Annotated in this window: 12 protein-coding genes and 1 CRISPR repeat array; of the genes, 2 read left to right on the plus strand and 10 right to left on the minus strand. The window is 72.2% G+C overall.

The annotated features are described in order from the left end of the window. Positions 1-20: 20 nt before the first annotated feature. Positions 21-1,961, minus strand: a complete 1,941-nt coding sequence (locus ACZ5OX_RS17635) for a DUF8189 domain-containing protein (RefSeq protein ID WP_465630755.1) — start codon at positions 1,959-1,961, stop codon at positions 21-23. Positions 1,962-2,437: 476 nt separating this feature from the next. Between ACZ5OX_RS17635 and ACZ5OX_RS17640 the strand changes: the two genes are divergently transcribed. Beyond that, positions 2,438-4,483, plus strand: a complete 2,046-nt coding sequence (locus tag ACZ5OX_RS17640) for an FG-GAP-like repeat-containing protein (protein ID WP_465630757.1) — start codon at positions 2,438-2,440, stop codon at positions 4,481-4,483. A 226-nt stretch (positions 4,484-4,709) separates the two neighbouring features. On the opposite strand, the gene ACZ5OX_RS17645 is transcribed toward ACZ5OX_RS17640, so the two are convergent. Both ACZ5OX_RS17645 and ACZ5OX_RS17650 read right to left on the minus strand, forming a co-directional pair. After that, on the minus strand, positions 4,710-7,112 hold the full coding sequence (locus ACZ5OX_RS17645) for a sodium-translocating pyrophosphatase (RefSeq protein ID WP_465630759.1): 2,403 nt from the start codon (positions 7,110-7,112) through the stop codon (positions 4,710-4,712). 329 nt (positions 7,113-7,441) lie between these two features. Then, on the minus strand, positions 7,442-10,114 hold the full coding sequence (locus tag ACZ5OX_RS17650; RefSeq protein WP_465630761.1) for a SpoIIE family protein phosphatase: 2,673 nt from the start codon (positions 10,112-10,114) through the stop codon (positions 7,442-7,444). Positions 10,115-10,477: 363 nt separating this feature from the next. On the opposite strand from ACZ5OX_RS17650, the gene ACZ5OX_RS17655 reads away from it, so the two are divergent. Further along, on the plus strand, positions 10,478-11,101 hold the full coding sequence (locus ACZ5OX_RS17655; protein ID WP_465630763.1) for a TetR/AcrR family transcriptional regulator: 624 nt from the start codon (positions 10,478-10,480) through the stop codon (positions 11,099-11,101). A gap of 65 nt (positions 11,102-11,166) precedes the next feature. Here the strand turns inward: ACZ5OX_RS17655 and ACZ5OX_RS17660 are convergent, their stop codons facing one another. The 7 genes from ACZ5OX_RS17660 to cas7e form a co-directional block, all read right to left on the minus strand. Next, positions 11,167-14,511 carry a bifunctional cytochrome P450/NADPH--P450 reductase gene (locus tag ACZ5OX_RS17660; protein WP_465630765.1) on the minus strand — a complete coding sequence of 1,115 codons (3,345 nt, stop codon included), beginning with the start codon at positions 14,509-14,511 and terminating at the stop codon, positions 11,167-11,169. Positions 14,512-14,956: 445 nt separating this feature from the next. Further along, positions 14,957-16,663, minus strand: a complete 1,707-nt coding sequence (locus tag ACZ5OX_RS17665; protein ID WP_465630767.1) for an amidohydrolase — start codon at positions 16,661-16,663, stop codon at positions 14,957-14,959. Between the two features lie 299 nt (positions 16,664-16,962). Then, a CRISPR array of direct repeats spans positions 16,963-17,419; the repeat unit is 29 nt; unit sequence GGAACTATCCCCGCGCGTGCGGGGCCGAC. A 19-nt stretch (positions 17,420-17,438) separates the two neighbouring features. Next, positions 17,439-17,717, minus strand: a complete 279-nt coding sequence (cas2e, locus tag ACZ5OX_RS17670) for a type I-E CRISPR-associated endoribonuclease Cas2e (protein ID WP_331744407.1) — start codon at positions 17,715-17,717, stop codon at positions 17,439-17,441. Continuing rightward, a complete protein-coding gene (cas1e, locus tag ACZ5OX_RS17675) occupies positions 17,714-18,736 on the minus strand; it encodes a type I-E CRISPR-associated endonuclease Cas1e (protein WP_465630770.1) in 1,023 nt (340 codons plus the stop codon). The genes cas2e and cas1e overlap by 4 nt, the downstream gene beginning before the upstream one ends. A gap of 3 nt (positions 18,737-18,739) precedes the next feature. Then, positions 18,740-19,513, minus strand: a complete 774-nt coding sequence (gene cas6e, locus ACZ5OX_RS17680) for a type I-E CRISPR-associated protein Cas6/Cse3/CasE (RefSeq protein WP_465630772.1) — start codon at positions 19,511-19,513, stop codon at positions 18,740-18,742. A 4-nt stretch (positions 19,514-19,517) separates the two neighbouring features. Further along, positions 19,518-20,372, minus strand: a complete 855-nt coding sequence (gene cas5e / locus ACZ5OX_RS17685) for a type I-E CRISPR-associated protein Cas5/CasD (RefSeq protein WP_465630774.1) — start codon at positions 20,370-20,372, stop codon at positions 19,518-19,520. Then, entirely contained in the window at positions 20,372-21,511 is a 1,140-nt protein-coding gene (gene cas7e / locus ACZ5OX_RS17690; protein WP_465630776.1) for a type I-E CRISPR-associated protein Cas7/Cse4/CasC, read from the minus strand. Before cas7e ends, cas5e begins: the two co-directional genes overlap by 1 nt. Positions 21,512-21,589: the final 78 nt, after the last annotated feature.

Here is a 21,589-nt window from a genome sequence, read left to right on the forward strand (position 1 = left end):
CCGGCCGGCGAGACCTGCTGTCAGAGCGGCAGGCCCTGCCAGCCGCCGAATCCGGTGGCCGAGGTGCCCGCACGGAAGTAGACGCGGCCGTCCGTGCCGATGGCGAACACGTGGAGGACGCCGCCGCCGTCGACGATCGCGGTCGGGTGGTCGAGGACGGTGCCGCCGAGGTCCTGCCAGGCGCCGTAGCCGGCGTTCGGGGCGGTCTGGGCGGTGGTGCTCACGCCGCCGCCACCGTTGCGCTCGAACAGGACGACCTGTCCGTTGAGGTTGGCCATCGCCGGCTCGCCCACACCCGCGTGGCCGCCGAGGTTGGCCGGGGACTGGCTCCACGAACTGCCGAGCCGGGTCTGGTAGCTGACCAGCATGGCACCGGTGTCGGCCTCGCGGTAGGCGAGTTCGATCCGCCCGTCCTGGTCGAGCGCGGCCTTGGGCGGGCTCGCCGGGCGGGCGTTCGGAATCGAGACCGGGCCGTTGATGGCGTCGTTCGGTGCGGTCTGCCACCAGTTGAGGACCTCGGAGCGGGTGCTGGCGAAGACCTCGATCCTCCCGGCACCGTTGCGGATCGCGGTGACCGGGTCCTGGAGGTCGGTGCCGCGCAGGTCCTCCCAGGTGGTCGTCCAGGCACCGTTCGGGGTGGTCTGCCGGATGCTGCTGAGGCCGCCGCCGCCGTTCTTGATGAAGAGTTCCAACCGGCCGTCCTGGGAGGAGACCACCGCGGGCACGCCGACCTGGTCCGCGTTGTTGAGCCCGGCGTTGGGGTTGCCGAGGTCGGCCCAGCTGTTCCGCCACACGCTGTTGGGGGCGATCTGCGGTACGCAGATGATGTGGTGGTCGGTCAGGCGGCGCGCGAAGACCTCCATCCGGCCGTCCGCGTTGGTGCCGACGGCGATGCCCGGCGCCAGCCGCCCGCCCGGGTCGGCCATCGGCGCCGGGCCGCCCCAACTGCCGTCCCCCTGGCGCCAGTAGGTGTAGAGGGAGCCGGCCCGGACGACGAAGACCTGCGGCCGGCCGTCCTGGTTCAGCCCGGCCCAGGAGGTCCCGCGCGACCAGCGGTAGTACATCCGGGAGAACCAGGCGGTCTCGTAGTTCCCCGAGTGGTCGTGGCTGGCGTACTCGGAGACGAACAAGGCCTTGGTGCCGACCGTCGCCGGGTCCAGGTTCACCGGGACGTCGCTGATGTTGTAGTCCCGGTAGTTCACCTGGATCAGCGAGCCGCCGTACTGACTCGCCGCCATGCCTGCGAACTTCGCGGCGGAGATGTGGTCCGAGTGGTCGCCCTTGTAGCGGGTGTCCGGGAGTTCGTCCTGAGCCCGGAGCACGGTCGGCCGGTACGTCACCATGATCTGCCGCAGCACCTCGACGACGTCCGCCGCCGTGTAGGTCGACGGCCCGGACAGCGGGCTGTCCTTCGGGACGACCGTGGTGTCGGTGCCGCCGTTCAGCACGTTGGCGAGCCCGGCGTCGTGCAGGTTGAGGAAGATCAGGTGTACCGACCGGTCCCTGAGCATGTACCGCTCGACCTGCTTGCCCGCGACCGTCCAGGCCTCGACGATCCAGTGCCCGATCTCGTCGGTCGCCGGGTCCGTGTCACCGACTCCGGCCATCCGGGAGTAGGCGTTGACGGCGCCCATCTGGCGGTTCCAGGTGCGCAGCGGATCGCCGGCGGGGTCGTCGCAGCCCCCGCTGCACGGGTCACCGGTGATGTTCCCCGCGGTGACGAACACCGTGACGGACGGCGTGCCGTCGGATATCGCGTTGGACAGGTCCGGGTTCATGAACAGGATGTCGTCGTCCTCGTGGGCGACGACCTGCATGAACAGCGGCCCGGAGCCGGCGGTCAGAGCCGTGCCCGTAGCCGTGGCCGCGGCGGCGCGGGTCGCGGTCCCCTTGGCCAGGACGGGTGCGGCGAGGGCGGTGACTGCGAGGGAGGCGAGGAGTCGCCGTCGTCCGATTGCCATGTGATTGCCCCTGATTCGAGGTCGGCAGGTGATCACGCCAGGAGGTATTTGGCGGATTGTCGAGCAGGAAATGCCCGAGACGGTATATCGCAAATCCGCCAGGCGCAACCGTGGGCTGACGCATGGTCAGGCCGAGCTGCCCTTTCCCGCTCATCCGGTTCGGTCCCGGACGAATCCGCTCCTCCGTCGAACCGTGCGCCACCGGAGGAACGTGCCTGGTGACGCGGTTTCTGCGGGAACTTCCCCATGCTTTCCGCCTGGTGTTCCGCATGGCGGACTCCGGGCCGGGAGTGATTGCATCGTGGGCGGCGGACGAGCTCCGAGAGTTCTCGCCGCTATCTCGGATTTCCTCGTCCGGGAAAGGGGGCGCCGCCATTGTCCGCCGCCTGGACCGCGCGGGAAAAGGGTTTTCCGTACCCAGCGAAAGGATTCCTGTGCACGTCGCCCACCGCCCGCCGCGGGGCCGCCTGTCCGCCATGACGGCAGCCGCTGTCGTCGTCGGCGCGTTCGTCACCCTGCCGCCCACGGCCCCCGCGTACGCGGCCACCTGCTGCGGGCCGCTGGCCGCCGCGCCGGCATCCGGCCCGAGCGCACCCCGTCCCGCGTCCTCGGCCTGGACCGGGAGTTGGGGCACCGCCATGAGCCTGGCCGGACCACCCGCGTCCTCGGGCGTGACGGGCCGGCAGACGCTGCGCATGGTCATCCACACCAGCATCGGCGGCAGCTCCGCCCGGATCCGCCTGGCGAACACCTTCAGCCCGGACCCGGTGACCATCGGGCACGTCACGATCGCGGCCCAGGACGGGACCGCGGCCCGGAACGGGAACCCGGCCACGGCAACCGCCACGCCCGTCACCCTGACGTTCGGCGGATCCGGCCAAACCGTCATCCCGCCCGGCGGCGAGATCTACAGCGACCCCACCGCCTTCCCGGTCGCCGCGGACGAGAACCTGCTGGTCAGCCTCTGGCTCCCCGACGGGATCACCACCGCGCCCTACCACCCCTACACGCTCACGACCTCCTACACCTCCGCTCCCGGCGACGGCGCCGACCACAGCCAGGACACCGGCGGCGCCAACCTCCCTGCCAGGTACGACTACTGGGCCTACCTCAGCGGTCTTGACGTCACGGCCGCCGGCAGCGGCGGGACGGTCGTCGCCCTCGGCGACTCGCAGGTGGACGGCGGGCACACCTACCAGGACTCCAACACCCGTTGGACCGACGACTACGGGCGCGCCCTCAGGGCCCAGCCGACGCCCGAGGGCATCGTCAACAAGGGCATCTCCGGCAACCGGATCCTCACCGACGGGACGGGAGGACGCGTCGGGTTCGGCCAGAGCGCGCTCAACCGCTTCGACCGGGACGTGCTCTCCCAGACCGGCGTGCGGAGCGTCGTGCTGTACGAGGGCATCAACGACATCACGATGGACGACGCCTCCGACACCGCGATCGTGTCGGGGATCCGGCAGTTGGCCTCGCGCGCGCACGCGGCCGGGCTCCGCTTCACCGTGGCCACCATCCCCGCCTTCCAGGGCTACGGCGACTACACCGTCGCCCGGGACCAGGTGCGCCGACGGGTGAACAGCTGGATCCGCACGACGACGGAGATCGACGGCTTCCACGACTTCGACGAGGCGACCCGCGACCCGATCAACCCGAGCGCCGCGTTCGCCGGCTACGTCGACTCCGACCACCTGCACTTCACCACCAACGGAAACGCGGCCCTCGCCGAGGTCCTCGCCCCGCGGCCCGCTCCGACCAGGCCCTCCCACACCTTCTCCCAGACGACGGCCGGAGCCTTCCACGGCAAGGGCAGCGGCGACCTCGTCGCCCGCGACGACTCGGACGGGCACCTGTACGAGTGGGCAGGGCTGGGAGACGGGTCCTTCGCCGCCAGGATCGACCTGACGGGCGGCTGGGGCGCGTTCTCCCAGACGGTCGCCGGCGACTTCCGCGGCACCGGCCACGCGGACCTGATGGCCCGCGAGGACTCGACGGGCAACCTCTACCTGTGGCCCGGCAACGGGGACGGAACCTTCGGCGTCCGCGTGCTCGTCACCGACGGCTGGAGCCCGTTCTCCCAGACCGTCGCCGGCGACTTCCGCGGCACCGGCCACGCCGACCTGATGGCCCGCGAGGACTCGACGGGCAACCTCTACCTGTGGCCCGGCAACGGGGACGGAACCTTCCGCAGCCGCGTCCTCGTCACCGACGGCTGGAGCCCGTTCTCCCAGACCGTCGCCGGCGACTTCCGCGGCACCGGCCACGCCGACCTGATGGCCCGCGAGGACTCGACGGGCAACCTCTACCTGTGGCCCGGCAACGGGGACGGAACCTTCCGCAGCCGCGTCCTCGTCACCGACGGCTGGAGCCCGTTCTCCCAGACCGTCGCCGGCGACTTCCGCGGCACCGGCCGCGCCGACCTCATCGCCCGCAACGACACCTACGGCGTCCTCGACGAGTGGGTCAACACGGGCGGAGCCTCCTTCACACGCCCCTTCCGGCTCACCGACGGCTGGTGAACACCGAGGGGCGATCCCGGCGGTCAGCGCCGGTGAACGTCACGCCGGCGATCTTCGCCACCGGCCTGCCCTCGGCGGAAAGCAGGACCATCCGGACCCGCCGCCAGGCACCACGGACCCGGTGCTTCTGCGGATGATTCGTACGCGTGCTTCGAGTTCGGCCGGCAGGTACCAGCCCTCGATGCCCGGCGTCATGGAGATGTCCGCGTGTGTCGCGGGGGTCTCGTCACCGGACGGGCGCGGGTTCCTCCGGCGCGTGGGTGCCGGTGGGCGTTTCGTCGGTGCCGATGACGGTGCCCCGGCGCTTGGAGATCCACACGGCGAGGACGACGACCGCCAGGGCCAGCAGGCCGACGGCCAGCCGGAGGCCCAGGTTGGCGTGCGCCCCGAAGCTGAGGTTGACGATCGCGGGCGCCACCAGGAGGGAGACCAGGTTCATCACCTTGAGAAGCGGGTTGATGGCTGGTCCTGCGGTGTCCTTGAAGGGGTCTCCCACCGTGTCGCCGATGACCGTGGCCGCGTGCGCGGGACTGCCCTTGCCGCCGTGGTGACCGTCCTCGATCAGCTTCTTGGCGTTGTCCCAGGCGCCGCCCGAGGTCGCCAGGAAGACGGCCATCAGGGTGCCCGCGCCGATCGCTCCGGCCAGGAAGGAGCCCAGCGGACCGACGCCGAGGAGGAAGCCGAGGGCGATCGGGGTCAGCACGGCGAGCAGGCCCGGGGTGACCAGTTCGCGCAGCGCGTCCCGGGTGCAGATGTCCACCACACGGCCGTACTCGGGCCGCTCGGTGCCGTCCATGATGCCGGGCCGGGTCCGGAACTGGCGCCGGACCTCGAAGACGACCGCGCCGGCGGAACGTGAGACGGCGTTGATCGCCAGGCCGGAGAAGAGGAAGACGACGGCTGCGCCGACCAGCAGACCGACCAGGTTGTTGGGCTGGTCGATGGCCAGGCTCAGGCTCGGTCCGTGGGCGGCCGGGCCGATCTGCGCCTCGGCGGTCGCGATGGTGTCGGTGTAGGAGCCGAACAGCGCGGTGGCGGCGAGCACCGCGGTCGCGATGGCGATGCCCTTGGTGGTCGCCTTGGTGGTGTTGCCGACGGCGTCCAGTTCGGTGAGCACCTGGGCGCCCGCGCCGGTGATGTCCCCGGACATCTCCGCGATGCCCTGGGCGTTGTCGGAGACCGGGCCGAAGGTGTCCATCGCGACGATCACACCGACGGTGGTCAGTAGTCCGGTCCCGGCCAGCGCGACCGCGAACAAGGAGAGGATCAACGAGCCGCCGCCGAGCAGGAAGGCGCCGTAGACGGCGGCTCCGATGGCCACCGCGGAGTACACGGCCGATTCCAGGCCGAGCGCGACGCCGGAGAGCACCACGGTGGCCGGCCCGGTCAGCGAGGTCTTGCCCAGGTCCCGTACCGGGCGGCGGGTGGTCTCGGTGAAGTAGCCGGTCAGTTGCTGGATGACGGTGGCCAGCACGATCCCGATGGCCACCGCCACCAGGGCGAACACCCGCGGACTGCCCGCGTGCCGGGTGATCTCGGCAGGCACCCCGTGCAGTCCGGAGAAGCGGGCCGGCAGGAACGCGAACACCGCGCCGGCCACCAGGGCGAGGGACACCGCGGCGGAGACGAGGAAGCCGCGGTTGATGGCGGTCATCCCGCTGCGGTCCGTGCGCCGGGGGGAGACCGTCTCGATGCCCAGGACCGCCGTGAGCACCCCGATGGCGGGCACCACCAGGGGGAAGGTCAGCCCGTCGTCGCCGAAGGCGGACCTGCCCAGGATCAGCGCGGCGACCAGGGTCACGGCGTAGGACTCGAACAGGTCGGCCGCCATCCCCGCGCAGTCGCCCACGTTGTCACCCACGTTGTCGGCGATCGTCGCCGCGTTGCGGGGATCGTCCTCGGGGATCCCCTGCTCGACCTTGCCCACCAGGTCCGCGCCCACGTCCGCGGCCTTGGTGAAGATCCCGCCGCCCACCCGCATGAACATCGCCAGCAACGCCGCACCGAAGCCGAAGCCCTCCAGTACCTTCGGCGCGTTCGCCTGGTAGATCAGCACCACCGTGGCCGCCCCCAGGAGACCCAGCCCCACGGTGAACATCCCCACCACCCCACCGGTGCGGAAGGCGATCCGCATCGCCCGCTGCGACACCTCCCGCACGATCGATGCCGCCGTCGGTCCCTCCCAGGACTCGACGGCCGGGACGGGCGGCGTCCCCGCCCGGGCCGCCGCCGCCACCCGAACGTTGCTGCGCACCGCGAGCTGCATCCCGACGTACCCCGTCGTCGCCGAGAACGCCGCCCCGACCAGGAAGAACACCGAACGCCCGATCCGCTGCGCCCAGTCGTCCGCCGGCAACAGCAACAGCACGAAGGGCACCACACCGGCGAAGACGCCCAGGGTGCGGAACTGGCGCCTCAGGTAGGCGTTCGCGCCCTCCTGAACTGCCCCGGCGATCCGCCTCATCGTTTCGGTGCCCTCGTCCGCGGCCAGGACCTGGCGCGCAAGCGCCCAGGCCACCACCAGGGCTCCTGCCCCGATCACCGCGACGATCACCAGCAGCGTCCGGCCCGACCCGGTCAACTCGGGCCCGGCCGCCACGGATGCGCCCGCATGAAAGACCCCAGCCATGCCGTCCTCCTTGACGTCGTGCCTGGGCGCCAGGCGCGCGAATCAGCCGCCCGGGAACTTCAGACCGAGGCTAACCCCGGGGCCTGAAGGTCTCCACGGGGGTTAGGGCAATCGCGTACCCGGCGTGCGGCGGCGAATGCCCCCCCTGGAAACCGGGGCTGCCGCCCTTGAAACCGGTGCTGCCGACGCCTACGCCGAGATCGAGACCTCACGCTCCGGAGCCGCCGCCCAGGAGGCCCGCAGCCACGGGACCCGGATCAGGGCGCTTCCGCGGCGCGACCGGGCCGGTGAAAGCCGCTTCGGAGCCCCGGTGACATCCGGAGCCCCGGTCACAGCAGCATCGCCTCGAACCGGAACTCGGGTGCGGTCAGTGGCAGCTCCGACCAGATGACCTTGCCGCGTGCCGTGTACCTGGTCCCCCATCGTTCGGCCAGCTGGGCCACCAGGAACAGGCCCCGGCCACCCTCGTCCGTGGTGTCCGCGTAGCGCAGGTGCGGGGCGGTACTGCTGCCGTCCGAGACCTCGCAGACCAGGCTGGTGTCGCGCAGCATGCGCACGCGGATGGGCTCAGTGCCGTAGCGGATGGCGTTGGTGACCAGTTCGCTGAGGATCAGCTCGGTGGTGAAGGCCAGTTCCTCCAGGTCCCAGGCGGCGAGCTGGTCGGTGCACGCGTTGCGGACGCGGGAGACGGCCGCGAAGTCGGCGGGTACGTCCCAGGTGGCCACCTGGTCGGGCGTGAGCAGTTGCGTGCGTGCGACGAGGAGTGCGATGTCGTCGCTCGGACTCGGCGGGGCCACCGCGTCGAACACGGCCCGGCAGATCTCCTCCGGGGACGCGTCCGCGTGGGCGTTCGCCAGGGAACGGCGCAGCGTGGCGAGTCCGGTCCCCAGGTCGCGGTCACGGCTGGTGACGAGTCCGTCGGTGTAGAGGACCAGAACGGCGCCGGGTGCCAGCTGGAGTTCGGTGGCTTCGAAGGGCAGGCCGCCCACGCCGAGTGGCGGCCCGGCGGGCAGGTCGACGAACTCCACGCTGCCGTCGGCGCGGACCAGTGCGGGCGGTGGGTGACCCGCCCGCGCCATGGTGCAGTGTCCGGAGACCGGGTCGTAGATCGCGTACAGGCAGGTGGCGCCCGTGACCGTCCGCCCGCCCTCACCCTCGTCCTGGCCCTCGACGTCGCCTTCTCCCGCCCCCTCCTCGTCCGGGTCGAGCCGGGCGACCAGTTCGTCGAGACGGGCGAGCAACTCGTCCGGGGGCAGGTCGAGGGCGGCGAAGTTGAGAACGGCTGTGCGCAGTCGGCCCATGGTCGCGGCGGCGTGCAGGCCGTGCCCGACGACGTCGCCGACGACCAGTGCCACGCGGAAACCGGGCAGCGGGATGACGTCGAACCAGTCCCCGCCGACCCTGTTCAGCGCCGGCAGGTAGCGGTAGGCCGTCTCCAGGGCGCTCTGCTCGGGCAGTCCCCGGGGCAGCAGACTGCGCTGCAGTGCCTCGGCCATCCGGCGCTCGCGGGTGTAGCGGCGGGCGTTGTCGACGCAGATCACCGCGCGGGCGATCAGCTCCTCGGCGAAGGCGACATCCTCCGGCCCGAACGGCTCCGACCGCCCCGCACGCCAGAAGCTGACCGTGCCCAGGGGCTGGCCGCGTGCCTCCAGTGGCGCGGAGATCAGCGAGTGAACGCCGTACGCGAGGATCCGGTCGGCGGTCTGCGGGTCGCGTGCCCGCCACACGTGTGCCTGACCCAGGTCGGCAACCAGCGTGGCACGCCCGCTCTCCATGGCAGTGGCCTCCGGCGTGCCGGGCAGCGGGCTGATCTGCGAACCCACCGGGTAGAACGGCCGGTCCTCGCGGATGCCGCCCGCGGCCACCCGGCGGATCCGCGGGCCTCCCGCGACGCCCGTGCCGGGGAGCGGCTCCTCACCGTGCAGCACCGCCTCGGCCAGCTCGACGGTGGCGAAGTCCGCGAACCTGGGAACCGTCACATCCGCCAGCTCCTGGGCGGTCCGCACGATGTCCAGGGTCGTGCCGACCCGCAGCCCGACGTCGTAGAGCAGCTGCAGCCGGCTCCGGGCCGCCTCGGCCTGCCCGGCCAGCGCCCGCAGCTCGGTGGTGTCCCGGATCGTCGCGACACTGCCGGGCCCACCGCCGAACGGCGCCGTGGAGCGGTTGTTGACCGCGAGCAGTCGGTCCCCGGCCGGATGCACCTCATCGGTGGCGACCTGCCCGGACACCAGCAGCTCGGCCAGCCCCGGATCGAGCCCGAGCTCGCTGATCGGCCGCCCCTCCACCTCGGGCGGCAGCTTCAGCAGCCGCCGGGCCTCGTCGTTCGCCAGCAGCGCCCGCCCGTCCCCGCCGACGATCAGCACGCCCTCGCGCACAGCGTGCAGCACCGCGTCGTGGTGCTCGTACATCCGCGTCATCTCGGCCGGGCCCAGGCCGTGGGTCTGGCGGCGCAACCGCCGCCGCACCAGCACCGCCCCGCCCGTGCCCACGGCGAGCGCGGCGGCCGCACCGCCGAACAGCACCGGCAACTGGCTACTCACCGTACTGCTCACGTGCGCGACGGTGTAGCCGACCTGGACCAGGCCGGCGGCCGAGCCGTCCGGCCTGGTGACCGGCGCGCTGCTTTCCACGACCCGTCCGATGGGCGCGGTGAAGCTGGTGGTGATCGGTCCGTTGAGGGCCTGCTGGTACGGGCCGATGAGGTGCTTCCCGATCAGCTCGGGCTGGGCGGTCTGCGCGTAGCGCTTCCCGTCGGGGCCGGCGACCGCGACGTAGTCGAAGCCGCCCTTGTGAGCGACGGCCAGGGCCAGCGGCTGCAGCACCGCGGTCGGGTCGGCGCTGTCCAGAGCAGCCGCCACCGTGGGGGCCTGCGCCATGGTGACGGCCGCGGCGCGCGTGCGTTGCACGGCGTCACTCGTGGCGTTGCCGCGGGCCTGCAGGACGAGCGCCGTCAACCCGGCACCTACCAGCAGCACCACGACGACCAACAGCCACAGGAACACCTGCCCGGCGACACTGTGCGTCCCCAGCTTCGAGCGTGACCGCCCCCCGGCGGACCGGTACTCCCCCGGTCCGCCAGGTTCCGTCCCCCCGTTGGCGTGGCTGTCCGCTCTATGCATGCAGGCCGTCCCCGCGTATCCGGCTCCCTCCTCCACGCTGCCACCCAGCCCGGCGGTGCGCACGCCCGAAGCCGCTGGAGAGCCGAACGAACCGCCGGCGGGTTGGTGCCCCGGGGCCGTCCGGGGTGTTCCGCCAGGTCCTCCGGTAGCGGTGCTCCGGTAGCGGTGCTCCGGTAGCGGTGCTCCGGGCGGCCGGTGGTGCGAGTGAGCGACTGAATCGGGAGACTAAGTCGCTATAATCGCCGGATGGCTCATGTCACTGCCGCCGAACGCCGTCCGCAGCTCATCAAGGCGGCCATCGACCTCATGTCCCGGGAGGGCGTCGCCGCCGGGAGCACCCGGGCGATCGCTGCCGAGCTGGGGGTGTCCCAGGCCACGGTGCATTACACCTTCGGTACGAAGGAGGACCTGTACCGGGCGGTCATGGACCAGATCACCGACGAGCTGACCGCTCGGGTGGGGCGGGCGGCGCCGGAGGGTGGCGGGTTCGCGGAGACGGTCGCCGCGTTGGCGGGTGAGTTGTGGCGGACCGTGCTGGAGCCGGCGACGAATCACCAGTTGCTCACCGAACTGACCATGTTCGCCCTCCGCACTCCTCGGCTGGCCGAGGCCCGCCAGGAGCACTACCGGCGGGTCATAGAGGTGACGGCGCAGTTGGTGGCCGAGGCGGCCGCGCGGGCGGGGCACGAGTTGGCCCAGCCTTCGGCGACGGTCGCCCGGTTCTTCCTCGCCGGGTTCGACGGGCTGACGATGCAGCGTCTCTGCCTGCCGGACGAGGAGTCCGAGCGGGTCGGTCTGCAGGCGCTGGTGTCGGCGACCGTGGCCCTGGCTGGGGGGCGGCTGGAGCTCGCGGACGTGCCGACGGACTGAGAAAAGGGTTGTGAGGCGAGGCCCCACCGTCGTCGACGACGGTGGGGCCTCACGCGTGCCCGGAGTCAGCCGGCCCAGACGTCCTCGACGTAGCGGCCGGACGCGATCAGCTCGGCCAGCCAGGCGGCGGCCTCCTCGTCGTTCGCGCCGGTGTGCTCGCGGTGGACGGCCGTGAACGCCTCCCGTACGGCGGGGGCCATCCGGCGGCCGTCGCCGCAGATGTACACCCGGCCGCCTGCCTGCAGCACTGCCCAGACCTCGTCGCTCTCGCGGGCGATGCGGTCCTGGACGAAGCGGGCGCCGTCGACGGGCGCGTGCATGAAGGTGGGGCGCATGCTGACGGCTCCGGCCGCCTCCGCCGCCTCGAACTCCTCCCGGTGCAGGTAGTCCACGTCGGGGTGGTCGCAGCCGAAGTAGCACAGCAGGGTACCGGTCGAGCCGGTGTGGTGCCGGTCGAGGACCGCGCCGCGGAAGGGCGCGAGGCCGGTGCCGGCGCTGACCAGGATCACCGGGACGGACGGGTCCGCCGGGAGACGGAAGGACTCGCCGCAGGGCAGTATCCGCGCCTGGACGGTTTCGCCGGCCCGGAGGGTCTGCACGTGGTGGGAGGCGATGCCGCGGAAGGTGCCCTCGCCGGCGCGGTGGGGTGCGGCGAGCAGCGAGACCATCAGGTCCACCTCGCCGGGCTGGGCGGCGGCGGACGACGAGACGGAGTAGTGACGGGGGCGCAGGACCGGCAGCAGTTCGAGGTAGTGCTCGAAGGGCAGTTCGCAGGCGCGGTAGCGCTCCAGCAGGTCCAGGACGCTGTGTCCGGCGGCGGTCACCTGCTGCCGGAACTCCTCCGGGGCCGCCGTGGCGAGTCGGGTCAGCGGCTGCTCCTCGGGCGGGCAGGCGGTGTGTGCGGCGAGTACCGCGACCTGCTCCTGGGTGGCGGTGTCCTGGAGTTCGACGAAGTCGGTGAGCAGTCGGCGCAGCGTCAGCGGGCGGTCGACGGGCAGGGCGTTGCGGCTGCGGCGGCGGGCGCGCAGTCGGACGGTGCGGTCCAGGTCGAGGCCGAAGCGGTCGGCGACCCGCTGCACCAGGGCTGGCGGGTTGCTCGGGAGCAGGGCGAGGTGGTCGGCGGTGCGGTAGGTGACGCCTTCGGGCAGTCGCAGCCTCAGGAAGCGCTTGGAGCGGCCGAGTTCGTGATCGGTGTCGACGAGTTCGCGGGCGTCGAGCACCTCCATCGGCAGGAGGCCGTGGCGGGCGGCGAGTCCGGCGGTGACGGATTCGGCGGTGTCCTGGAGTTCGTACAGGCCCTGGCCCTGGCCCTGGCCCTGGCCCTGGTCCTGGCCCTGGCCCTGGTCCTGGCCCTGGTCCTGGCCCTGCCCCTCGTCATGCGCTTCGGTGGCCGGGGCGGCCGGGCCGGCCTGGGCGGCTTCCTCCACCGCCGCGCCGTACCGGTCGAGCAGTACGGTCCACAGCTCGGTCGTCCACCGGTCGACCGTGCCCGCGAAGTCGCCGGAGGCGTCGGCGGCTGTGCGGTCGAGGAGCGGGGTGGCGCCGGCCGCCGCCAGGCGTTCGTCGATGAGTGCGGGGACCCGCTGGTAGGTCGCCGCCCAGTTGCGGTCGCCGACGCCGAGGACGGCGTACTGGAGTCCGTCGAGCGCGCCGGGCGCCAGGCCGTCGAGCCAGGCGACGAACTCGGCCGCGTCGTCGGTGGGCCGGCCGTTGTAGGAGGCGGCCACGATCACCACCGGGCCGTCGGCGGCGTGGAGCCGGCCGGCGCGGTCGTCGAGGGAGGTGACGGACGGGGTGAAGCCGTGGTCCTCGGCGTCGACACTGAGATCCCGGGCGATGCCCGCGCAGGTGCCGAGGTTGGAGCCGTGCAGCAGGGTGAGGGCGGTGCCGGCGGCGCGCCGGACCGTGGTCGTCCGGGTGTGGCCGCCGGTGGCCGTGGTCGTGGCGGAGGCGGGGGCGGGGGCCAGGGTGGTGGCGAGGGCGGAGGCCCGGGCGGGCGTCCTGCGTTCGCCGCTGGTGCGGCGGGCCAGGTCGAGCGTGAACGCGTCGGGCTTGATGGTGAGCGACGACTTGATCTTCAGCTGGTAGTCGGCGTGGTCGATCAGCCGGTAGCGGTGCACCAGGAGGCCGAGCAGCAGGGTGGCCTCGTGCAGGGCGAACTGCCGTCCGATGCAGGCGCGTTCGCCGTTGCCGAACGGCTTGAAGAGGTGGACCGACCGCGCCTCCTCCCGCTCGGGCGAGAAGCGCTCCGGGTCGAACAGCTCGACGTTCTCGCCCCAGGCGGGGTCGCGGTGCAGGGCGGGGGTGAGCACCATCAGCGTCTCGCCCTTGCGCACGGCGTACTTGCCTCCGATCACCGTGTCCTCGAGGGGCTCCACGGCGAAGCCGGGGGCGGTCGGCCACAGGCGGAGGCTCTCGTTGAGCACCTGGCGGACGTAGCTGAGCCTGCCGACGTCCCCGTAGTCGGGCTCGGGGTTCTCGGCGTCGCCCCACAGCGCGTCCACTTCGGCCTGGGCCCGGCTGAGGACCTCGGGGTGCTTGGTGAGGTAGTAGAGCGCGAAGGAGAGCGCGCCGCTGGTGGTCTCGTGCCCGGCGATGAGGAACGTGATCACCTGGTGGCGGATGTTCAGGTCGTCCAGCGGCTCGCCCGTCACCGCGTCCTTGGTGTGCAGCATCCTGCCGAGGAGGTCGTCGGTGCCGGTGTCGCCGGAGGCCCTGCGCCGCCGGATGACGTCGTCGACCAGGTCCGTCATCAACTCGGCGTCCCGGCGGAACCGTTCGACCTGCTTGCGCTTGAAGAGCTCCGAACCGGGGATGGATTCGCTCTTCTCCTGGGTGAAGTGCAGGGCGCGGGCCATCGCCTCGACGAAGGGGTGGGCGTCGCTGCGGCGGAACGACTCGAAGTCGTAGCCGAAGCCGCACAGTCCGATGGTGTCGAAGGTGAGCCGGGTCATGTCGTCGGGGACGTCCACCGGCTGCACGCCGGCGAGCCGGTCCCACTTGCCGATGAGGGAGCGGGCGACCTTGAGCATCGTGCCGTGGTAGCCGCGCATCGCGCCCAGGGAGAACGCCGGCATCAGGATGTCGTGCGCCTTGCGCCAGTTCGGCTCGTGGTTGAAGGCGGTGAACAGGCCGTCTCCGGCGATCTGCCGGACCTCGACGAGGTCCCCGTGCACGTTCTTGCGGAACCGGGTCTCGTCGGCCAGTTCGGCCACCAGGTCGAGGCCGCCGACGACGACGGTCTCGGCGCCGAAGATCCGCAGCCGGTAGATCGGTCCCAGCTCCTTGACCTCCTTCATCATGTGGACGAGGAGGTCGGCCCCGCCGGGGAGGTTGAGGGCGTGGCCGATCAGGGGGAGCGAGGGGCGCTCGGGGATCGCCCGGGCCCCGCCGACGGACTTCTGAGTCATGACCGTGCCTTTCGTCGCACACCAGCAGTCGCTTGCGAGTCACCATACAGGCGACATGGTCAGGTGCTCATGTCGGTCGACTGTATTGATTGACACGGTCGAGTGAGGGAACTAACGGGGCGCACGGAACGTAGCGTCGCGCTCACTTGGGATCCGACCTCGTCATACGGCACGGTCAATCAATTTCCGCGCCAAGACGGTTCGTTCGCACCTCCCGCACCTCCCGCACCATGCGGATCAGCGCGAGAGTCCGGATCAGCGGCCGGTTCGAACTCCCCGGCAGCCGCTCGGGCGACGGAGGCAGGCGGGGCCGGGAGCGGCCGCTCGGGCGACGGAGGCGGCCGCTCGGGCGACGGAGGCGGCCGCCTCCAGGATGTCCGCCGCACCCCACTCCGCTGCCATCCCCAAGGATGATCATGTGCCCGGAGTGCGACGATCGCGTACGTCAGTCGCGAAGGGCGTCGTGCACCACCCGTCCGTCCATGACGGTGAGGACGACGGGCATCGCCGGGATGTCACGCGGGTCGGCGCCGAGCAGGTCCCCGTCGAGCACACACAGGTCGGCGGCCTTGCCCGGCTCCAGGGAACCCTTCCAGTCGTCGGCGAAGTCCTGCCAGGCCGCGTCGATCGTGTAGGTGCGCAGCGCCTCGGCGAGGCCGATGCGCTGCTCCGGGCCGCTCACCCGGCGGGCGGCCTTGGACTCGCGCAGCATCATGGTGGCGAGACCCTGGCGCCAGTCGGGGTGTGTGACGGGAGCGTCGGAACCGCTGGCGACCCGCACACCGGCGTCGATGGCGTCGCGGTAGGGCCACGCGTAGGCGGCCCGTTCGGCGCCGACGAACTCCTCCTCCATGTCGGCGACGGTCCACTTGATGGTGGGGTTCATGTTGACGCCGAAGCCGTGTGCGGCCAGTATCCGCATGCTGTGCGCGGTGAGGAAGTCGCCGTGGATGACGTAGTGGCGGGCGTCGGGCCGCGGGTGCTCGGCCATGGCCGCGGCGAAGGCGTCCGCGACGGTGTCGATGGCCCGGTCGCCGGTGACGTGGACGCCCAACTGGTGCCCGGCGCTGTGGGCGAGCCGGATCATGGCCGCGATCCCGGCGGTGCGCTCGGTGTCGGTGTCGCCGCCGACGCACAGCGAACCGCAGCCGCCGCCGACGTACGGCTCGTGCATCCAGGCCGTCTTGTTGGGCACGATGCCGTCGGCGAAGACCTTGACCCCGTGGACCGCGAGGCGGCGCGGATCCGCGTCGCCGGGTCCGCCGCCGAGGTCCGCGAGGCCGCGGGCGAACTCCTCGGTGGTGCTCGCCATCCCGGTCGGCAGGAGCAGGACGCCGACGCGGGCGGTCAGTTCACCGTTGGCCAGCAGCTCGCGGTAGACGTCGAGGGTCTCCGCCCCGAGCGCGCCCCTCATGATGCCCTCGCCGCCCGGGCCGAGCCCGGGCTCGGTGTAGCTGGTCACGCCGAGCCGGGCGAGGGTGGCGAGGGTCGCCCTGATCGCGTCGCTCCGCTCCTGCCGGCTGAGCGGCGGCAGCGCGTTCTGGACGAAGTCCTGCGCCCCCTCGTGCAGCAGCCCCGTCGGCTCCCCCGCCTCGTCCACGACGATGGCCCCGCCGGGCGGCGCGACGGTGTGCCGGTCGATCCCGATGAGCTCCAGGGCCTTGGAGTTGACCCATGTCGCGTGTCCGGAGAAGGAGTACAGCACGACCGGGTGATCCGGGCTGACGGCATCGAGGTCGTGCCGCGAGGGCTGCCGCGACGGATCCAGGAGGCACTCGTCGAGAAAGCCGGTGTCCCAACCGTGCCCGGTGATCCACTGCCCGGCCGGGGCCAGGCCGGCCGCCTCCCGTACCGCCTCGGCCACGTCCCCGAGCGAGGACACCGCGGGGTGGCCGAGGTCGAGGGAGAGCGGCGGCGTCGCCATGCCGAAGGCGCACCCGTGCAGGTGGGAATCGTTGATACCGGGCAGCAACGTCGCCCCCCGCAGGTCGACAACCCGGGTACGGGGCCCGACGAGCGGGGCCACGTCGTCCCGCCGACCGACGGCGCTGATGACCCCGCCGGTCACCGCCAGGGCCTCGGCTACGGAGAAGTCCGCATCGACCGTGACCACCCGTCCGTTGAGAAACACCAGATCCGCGTGCGTGCCCATGGAAAGCCCTTTCAGGAACCGGGCGCACCACGGCCAACCCGCGAACGCCCTCCCGAGGACTATCGCCGCGCACCCGACCACCGCACATCGGTCATCCCACCGATACGGCGGCCCGGGAGGGGAGGACGCAGGGCGCAAGCGCTGGCGCTGGCGCAGGCGCTGGGATCGCGGGGTGGGGTGAGGCGGGGACGTCCGTCCGGGGCCGCCGGATGCCCGCGCAACCTGGGGCGCACCGTCGGGCCCGTCGTGTCGACCCGGCGAGGCGGGTGGCGGGAGCTGGGCTTGGGCGGCGTAGGGCAGGAACTATCCCCGCGTGTGCGGGGCCGACATCGCCGCCGACACCGCGACCCAGCTCGGATGGGAACTATCCCCGCGTGTGCGGGGCCGACCACCCCCGCATCCCCCCGACAGGGATGCGGGGGGAACTATCCCCGCGCGTGCGGGGCCGACCAGCTCGCACCCTCATCCCCCAGAAGCAGCCAATGAACTATCCCCGCGCGTGCGGGGCCGACGCACTCTATCCGCCTCAGAGCGCGCCCCGGATGGAACTATCCCCGCGCGTGCGGGGCCGACGCCAACTTCGGGGCGATAAGTGCCTGTAGCGAGGAACTATCCCCGCGCGTGCGGGGCCGACCCGCGGGCCGTTCGTCGCGGGGGTACGGGTCGGGAACTATCCCCGCGCGTGCGGGGCCGACGAGAGAGACCCCATGCCCAGCTTCAAAATCCCGGAACTATCCCCGCGCGTGCGGGGCCGACCCCTTCGTGACCTGTGGGTTTACCGGCGGGAGCGGGCCGAGAGAATCAGTCCGTCGAAGTCGACGGGCTTCCAGCGGTCCTTGCCGGCGGTGCGGACGGTCCAGCCCTGTTCGTTGGTGGCGGGTTCGACGAGGACGGCTTGGCCGTCTCCGATGCGGGTGGCGAGGAGGTCCCAGAGGCGGTCGCGGATGCGGCGGCTGGGGGTGCCGACGAAGACGCCGGCGTTGACCTCGACCATCCAGCGGGTGAGGTGTCCGCGGAGGCCTTCGGGGGCTGCGATGAGGATGATGACGGTCATGGGCTGCTCGTGTCCTCGGTGAACTCCGGTCCGATGACGGCCAGGTGTTCGTCTCCCATGCCGGGGTCGGAGGCAACGGGCATCGGTGGGCCTTCGGTGCCGGACCAGTTGACGCCGCCTTGGACCGTGCCGACGCGTTCGTCCCAGAGTTCGTTGACCTCGACGTCGGGCATCTCGGTGCCGTCCGGGCTGAGGAGCGCCTTGACGTCGTGGACGATGCGGCCCAGCAGCTTGTCCTGGGCGATGCGGTCGCGTAGGCCGAGGCGGGCGTCGCGTTCCTCGGTGTGGCCCTGTTGGGCGAGGTCGAAGGCGAGGGGGATGGTGTACTCCGCCTTGTAGAGGTCGGCGATGTCCAGGACGAACGAGGTCGCCAAACCGGTGTGGACGAAGCCGAGCCCCGGGCTGGCGCCCAGCCCGGTGATGACGGCGTGGCAGATCCCGTACAGGGCGGCGTTGGCCGCCGACAGCAGCCGGTTGAGGTCGTCGCCCGCGGCGTACGCGTCGCCGGCCTTGTAGACGCGGCCGTTCCACGGGACGCCGGTTCGCCGCGATTCGGCCTGGTAGAGCTTGCGGATGCGGGCGCCCTCGCGGCCGCGCAGCTGCTGCATGGTGGCGGTGCTGACGTCTTCGCCGGGGAACCGCATGCGGTACATGTTCCGCGCGACGGCCAGGCGTTCCTTCGTGCGGCTGACCAGCCAGGCCTGTCGGTTGAGCAGGCCCGCGCCGCGGCTGGGGCCGAGGCCGGCGGCGTACATGCGTACGCCCTGCTCGCCGACCCAGCACACGGTGGTGCCGGAGTCGGCGAGGAGGTTGACGGCACCGTGGGTGATGCGGGTGCCCGGGCCGAGGAGCATCACGGCGACCATGGCGGCCGGGACGCGGACGGTTTCGCGTTTGTTGATGACGACGACGGCGTTCTCGTCGCGGTCGATGTGACTGCGCTCGACGTAGACGCTGGAGACGCGGTCGGCGAGGCGGTGCAGGTCGTGGGGGTGGGCTTTCCACCAGATGTCGGCCATCGGTCAGCGGGCTCCGGCGGGCAGCGGGGCGAGGGTGAGCAGGCCGCAGCCGTAGGCCTTGGAGGGGCCGATGCCGCCGAGGAGGGCGGCCTGCAGGAGGGCCGGGTCGGTGATGCGCAGGTGGCCTTCGAAGGTGGCGGTGGTGAGGGTGACCGGGGTGCGGGTGCCGGGCTTGGTGAAGGTGCTGCGGCTGCGGTCGGTGATCCTCACCTCCCGGGCGGGCCGTACGTCAACCGGGGTGTCGGAGGCCGACGGTTCGAGGCCGGGTGCCGGGTCGTCGGTGCGCGCCGCGGGGACGGTGAAGCCCCAACGGTCGGTGCGGTCCAGGAACCAGGTGAGCTGCTGGGCGGCGGTGCGGTGGGCCATGCGGTAGGAGCGGTGGTGGAGTTCGGCGGCGGTCTTGGTGCGGTGTGCGCTCGCCTTCTCGGGCTTGGAGGTGTTCTGGACGGGGCTGGCCTTGAGCCGGAAGGCGAACTCCCGGCCGACGGCGAGCTGGGCGAGCAGCGGGGTGTAGTCGCGGATCGCGTAGTGCTCGCCTTCGGCGTCGGGCCAGCCGGCCTGTTCGACGATGTGGGTCCAGTCGGGCTTGGAGGGGGTGAGGACCAGCAGCATCGGGCGGCGCGGGTGGTCGGCGTCCAGGCGCCACAGGATTCGGTCGCCGGGGGCGGTGTCGGGGATGCCGGCCGTGACGGCGCCGTGCAGGGCGCGGGGGTTGGCGAGCAGGTTGCGGCTGGCGGCGCGCAGCGGGTTGATGCGGACGCGGGAGAGGTAGGTCATCGGGTCACCAGCCCAGTAGGGCGAACGGGTCGTGGCCGCCGGCGGCTGCGGCCGGTTGCGTGGTCGTGGCGGACGGGTCCAGGCCGGTGGGGACGTCGAGCCAGGCGTGGCGGATCCGCCGGGTGGAGAAGCCGCGTTCGCGGGGGTCGAAGGAGCGCGGGACGTCCTGGAGGGTGTCGTCGCCCGACGGGTCGTCGAAGGTCGCGGCCAGGTCGATCCGGTGGGGGGAGAACGGCTCGGCCCCCTGCTCGGCCCGCCGACGGTAGGCCTGCTTGGCGGCCTTGCCGGCTTGCCAGGGCTCCTCGGCCAGGACGTCCTCCAGGGTGCCGTCGCGTACCTCGCCGAGTGCGATCGGCTGGGTGGGGACGCAGGAGCGCCGCCCGAGAGCGAGCGGGAAGGCGGGGCGGCGGATCGCCTCGGCGAGCGCCGTGACGAGGGCGGCCGGGCCTTGGACGGCGGCGACGAACACCGCGTCCTGGAGGTAGTAGCGGTGGGTGACGTGGGTGTCCTTGGCCGGGGAGGTCGGCTTCTGGACGCCCTTGGCATTGACGCCGGCCTGCGGCAGCGGCCGGCCCCGGTAGTCGCTGACGGTGTGGTAGTCGCGCAGCAGCGTGCCGGGCTGGTCGATGCGCACGCCCAGGCGCAGGCCGACCAGGTCCTTGATGTCCGCTTCGCGCGGGCGGCCTGCGGCGGCGGCGAGCAGACCGATGACACCGGACTTGGTCGGCTGGGGCCGGCTGTCGCGGCGGTTGAAGGCGCTGCGGTCGCCCCAGGACTGGAGGGGGCCGGCGAGGCGCAGCACGAGGACCGCCTGCTCCTCGTCCCGCGGGTCCGGTGCGGGGGTGGGGTCGGCGGGCATCAGTTGTCGTTCACCCGCTCGGTGAGGACGGTGCGCAGGGCGTCGCGCAGCTCGGGGAAGGTGCGGTTCGCGCCGAAGGCCTCGGCCAGCTTGTGCCCGGTCTCGTCGGCGTCGGCGCCGAGGGTGTGGCAGATGCCGACGTACAGCGGGGCGTCGCCCCACTGCTCGGTGGCGGTGGCGAACTCCCCGGCGAGGCGGCGCGCGGACTCGGCGACGATGCCCCGGCTCGCCGGGACGGGGTTCTCGTACGCGGAGACGAGGTTCACCGGCTGGTCGGCGCGCACGACGACGGCGACCAGGCTGGGGCGGGTGCGGTGGGCGAAGGAGTTGCCGTAGCCGGTGGGCATGGAGCGGGCGAAGGAGTCGACGAACAGGTCGACGGCGTCGACGGCGGCCTTGTCGTCGCCGAGGTTCTCCCGCAGCTGGTGCAGGCCGACGGTGGCGTAGCGGTACAGGGTGGCGGAGTTGAAGCCGATCGTGCCGATCATGCCGGCGCCGGTCTCGTCCGCGGTGTTCTCGTCGTCGACCGCCGTGTAGTAGTCGAACTCGAGCTCGGTGGCGTGGGTGGAGATCGCGTGCGCGACCTGCGTGGCGGCGTCGACGTTCAGGCCGGGGATGTCCGCGACCATCCGGCCGAACAGCGCCACGTCCGCCGGGTGGCCGTTCTGCAGCTCTTCCTTGACCGGGAGGGCCTTGACCGCCTCCTCCAGGGCCTTGGCGTCGAGGGTGGCGAGGTCGGCGGCGGTGTCGGCGACCAGGCCGACGATGCCGTCCAGCTGGCGGCGGCCGTAGAAGAGGAGGTAGGCGGTGTCGCCCGCCTTCTTGCCCGCCGAGATTCCGGTCGACTTGATCAGCGCGTCGGCGATCCGCTGCGCGTCCTCGGCGGTGATGCCGGTGCGCTGGGCGATGCCCTTGGCGAGCTGGGCCGCGATCCGCTTGGTGCGGGTGGCGAGGTCCTGCGGGTCGCGACTCCCGGCGAAGTGGAGGCGGGTGGCGCGCTTCCAGGCCTGGGAGGAGACCCGGGAGCGGCGCTTGCCGCCGAAGTAGGCCTCCTTCGGGTTGCCGTTGTCGTCCCGGTTGAGGTTCGCCGGCGGGACGGTCTGCAGGATGTGCACGTCGATGTAGAGGCGGTCGGTCATGCGCTTCTCCTCGGTGGTGTCGGTGTTGGTGTGGTGCCCGTGGCGGTGCCGGTGGCGGTGCCCGTGTTGGGGGGCGGG

The organism is Kitasatospora sp. NPDC032121 (assembly GCF_055580145.1).

Bases quoted from the DNA above. Each gene is read 5' to 3' on its own strand.
- ACZ5OX_RS17635 (WP_465630755.1), bottom strand. From the start codon at position 1,961: ATGGCAATCGGACGACGGCGACTCCTCGCCTCCCTCGCAGTCACCGCC.
- ACZ5OX_RS17640 (WP_465630757.1), top strand. From the start codon at position 2,438: ATGACGGCAGCCGCTGTCGTCGTCGGCGCGTTCGTCACCCTGCCGCCC.
- ACZ5OX_RS17645 (WP_465630759.1), bottom strand. From the start codon at position 7,112: ATGGCTGGGGTCTTTCATGCGGGCGCATCCGTGGCGGCCGGGCCCGAG.
- ACZ5OX_RS17655 (WP_465630763.1), top strand. From the start codon at position 10,478: ATGGCTCATGTCACTGCCGCCGAACGCCGTCCGCAGCTCATCAAGGCG.
- ACZ5OX_RS17660 (WP_465630765.1), bottom strand. From the start codon at position 14,511: ATGACTCAGAAGTCCGTCGGCGGGGCCCGGGCGATCCCCGAGCGCCCC.
- ACZ5OX_RS17665 (WP_465630767.1), bottom strand. From the start codon at position 16,663: ATGGGCACGCACGCGGATCTGGTGTTTCTCAACGGACGGGTGGTCACG.
- cas2e (WP_331744407.1), bottom strand. From the start codon at position 17,717: ATGACCGTCATCATCCTCATCGCAGCCCCCGAAGGCCTCCGCGGACAC.
- cas1e (WP_465630770.1), bottom strand. From the start codon at position 18,736: ATGGCCGACATCTGGTGGAAAGCCCACCCCCACGACCTGCACCGCCTC.
- cas6e (WP_465630772.1), bottom strand. From the start codon at position 19,513: ATGACCTACCTCTCCCGCGTCCGCATCAACCCGCTGCGCGCCGCCAGC.
- cas5e (WP_465630774.1), bottom strand. From the start codon at position 20,372: ATGCCCGCCGACCCCACCCCCGCACCGGACCCGCGGGACGAGGAGCAG.
- cas7e (WP_465630776.1), bottom strand. From the start codon at position 21,511: ATGACCGACCGCCTCTACATCGACGTGCACATCCTGCAGACCGTCCCG.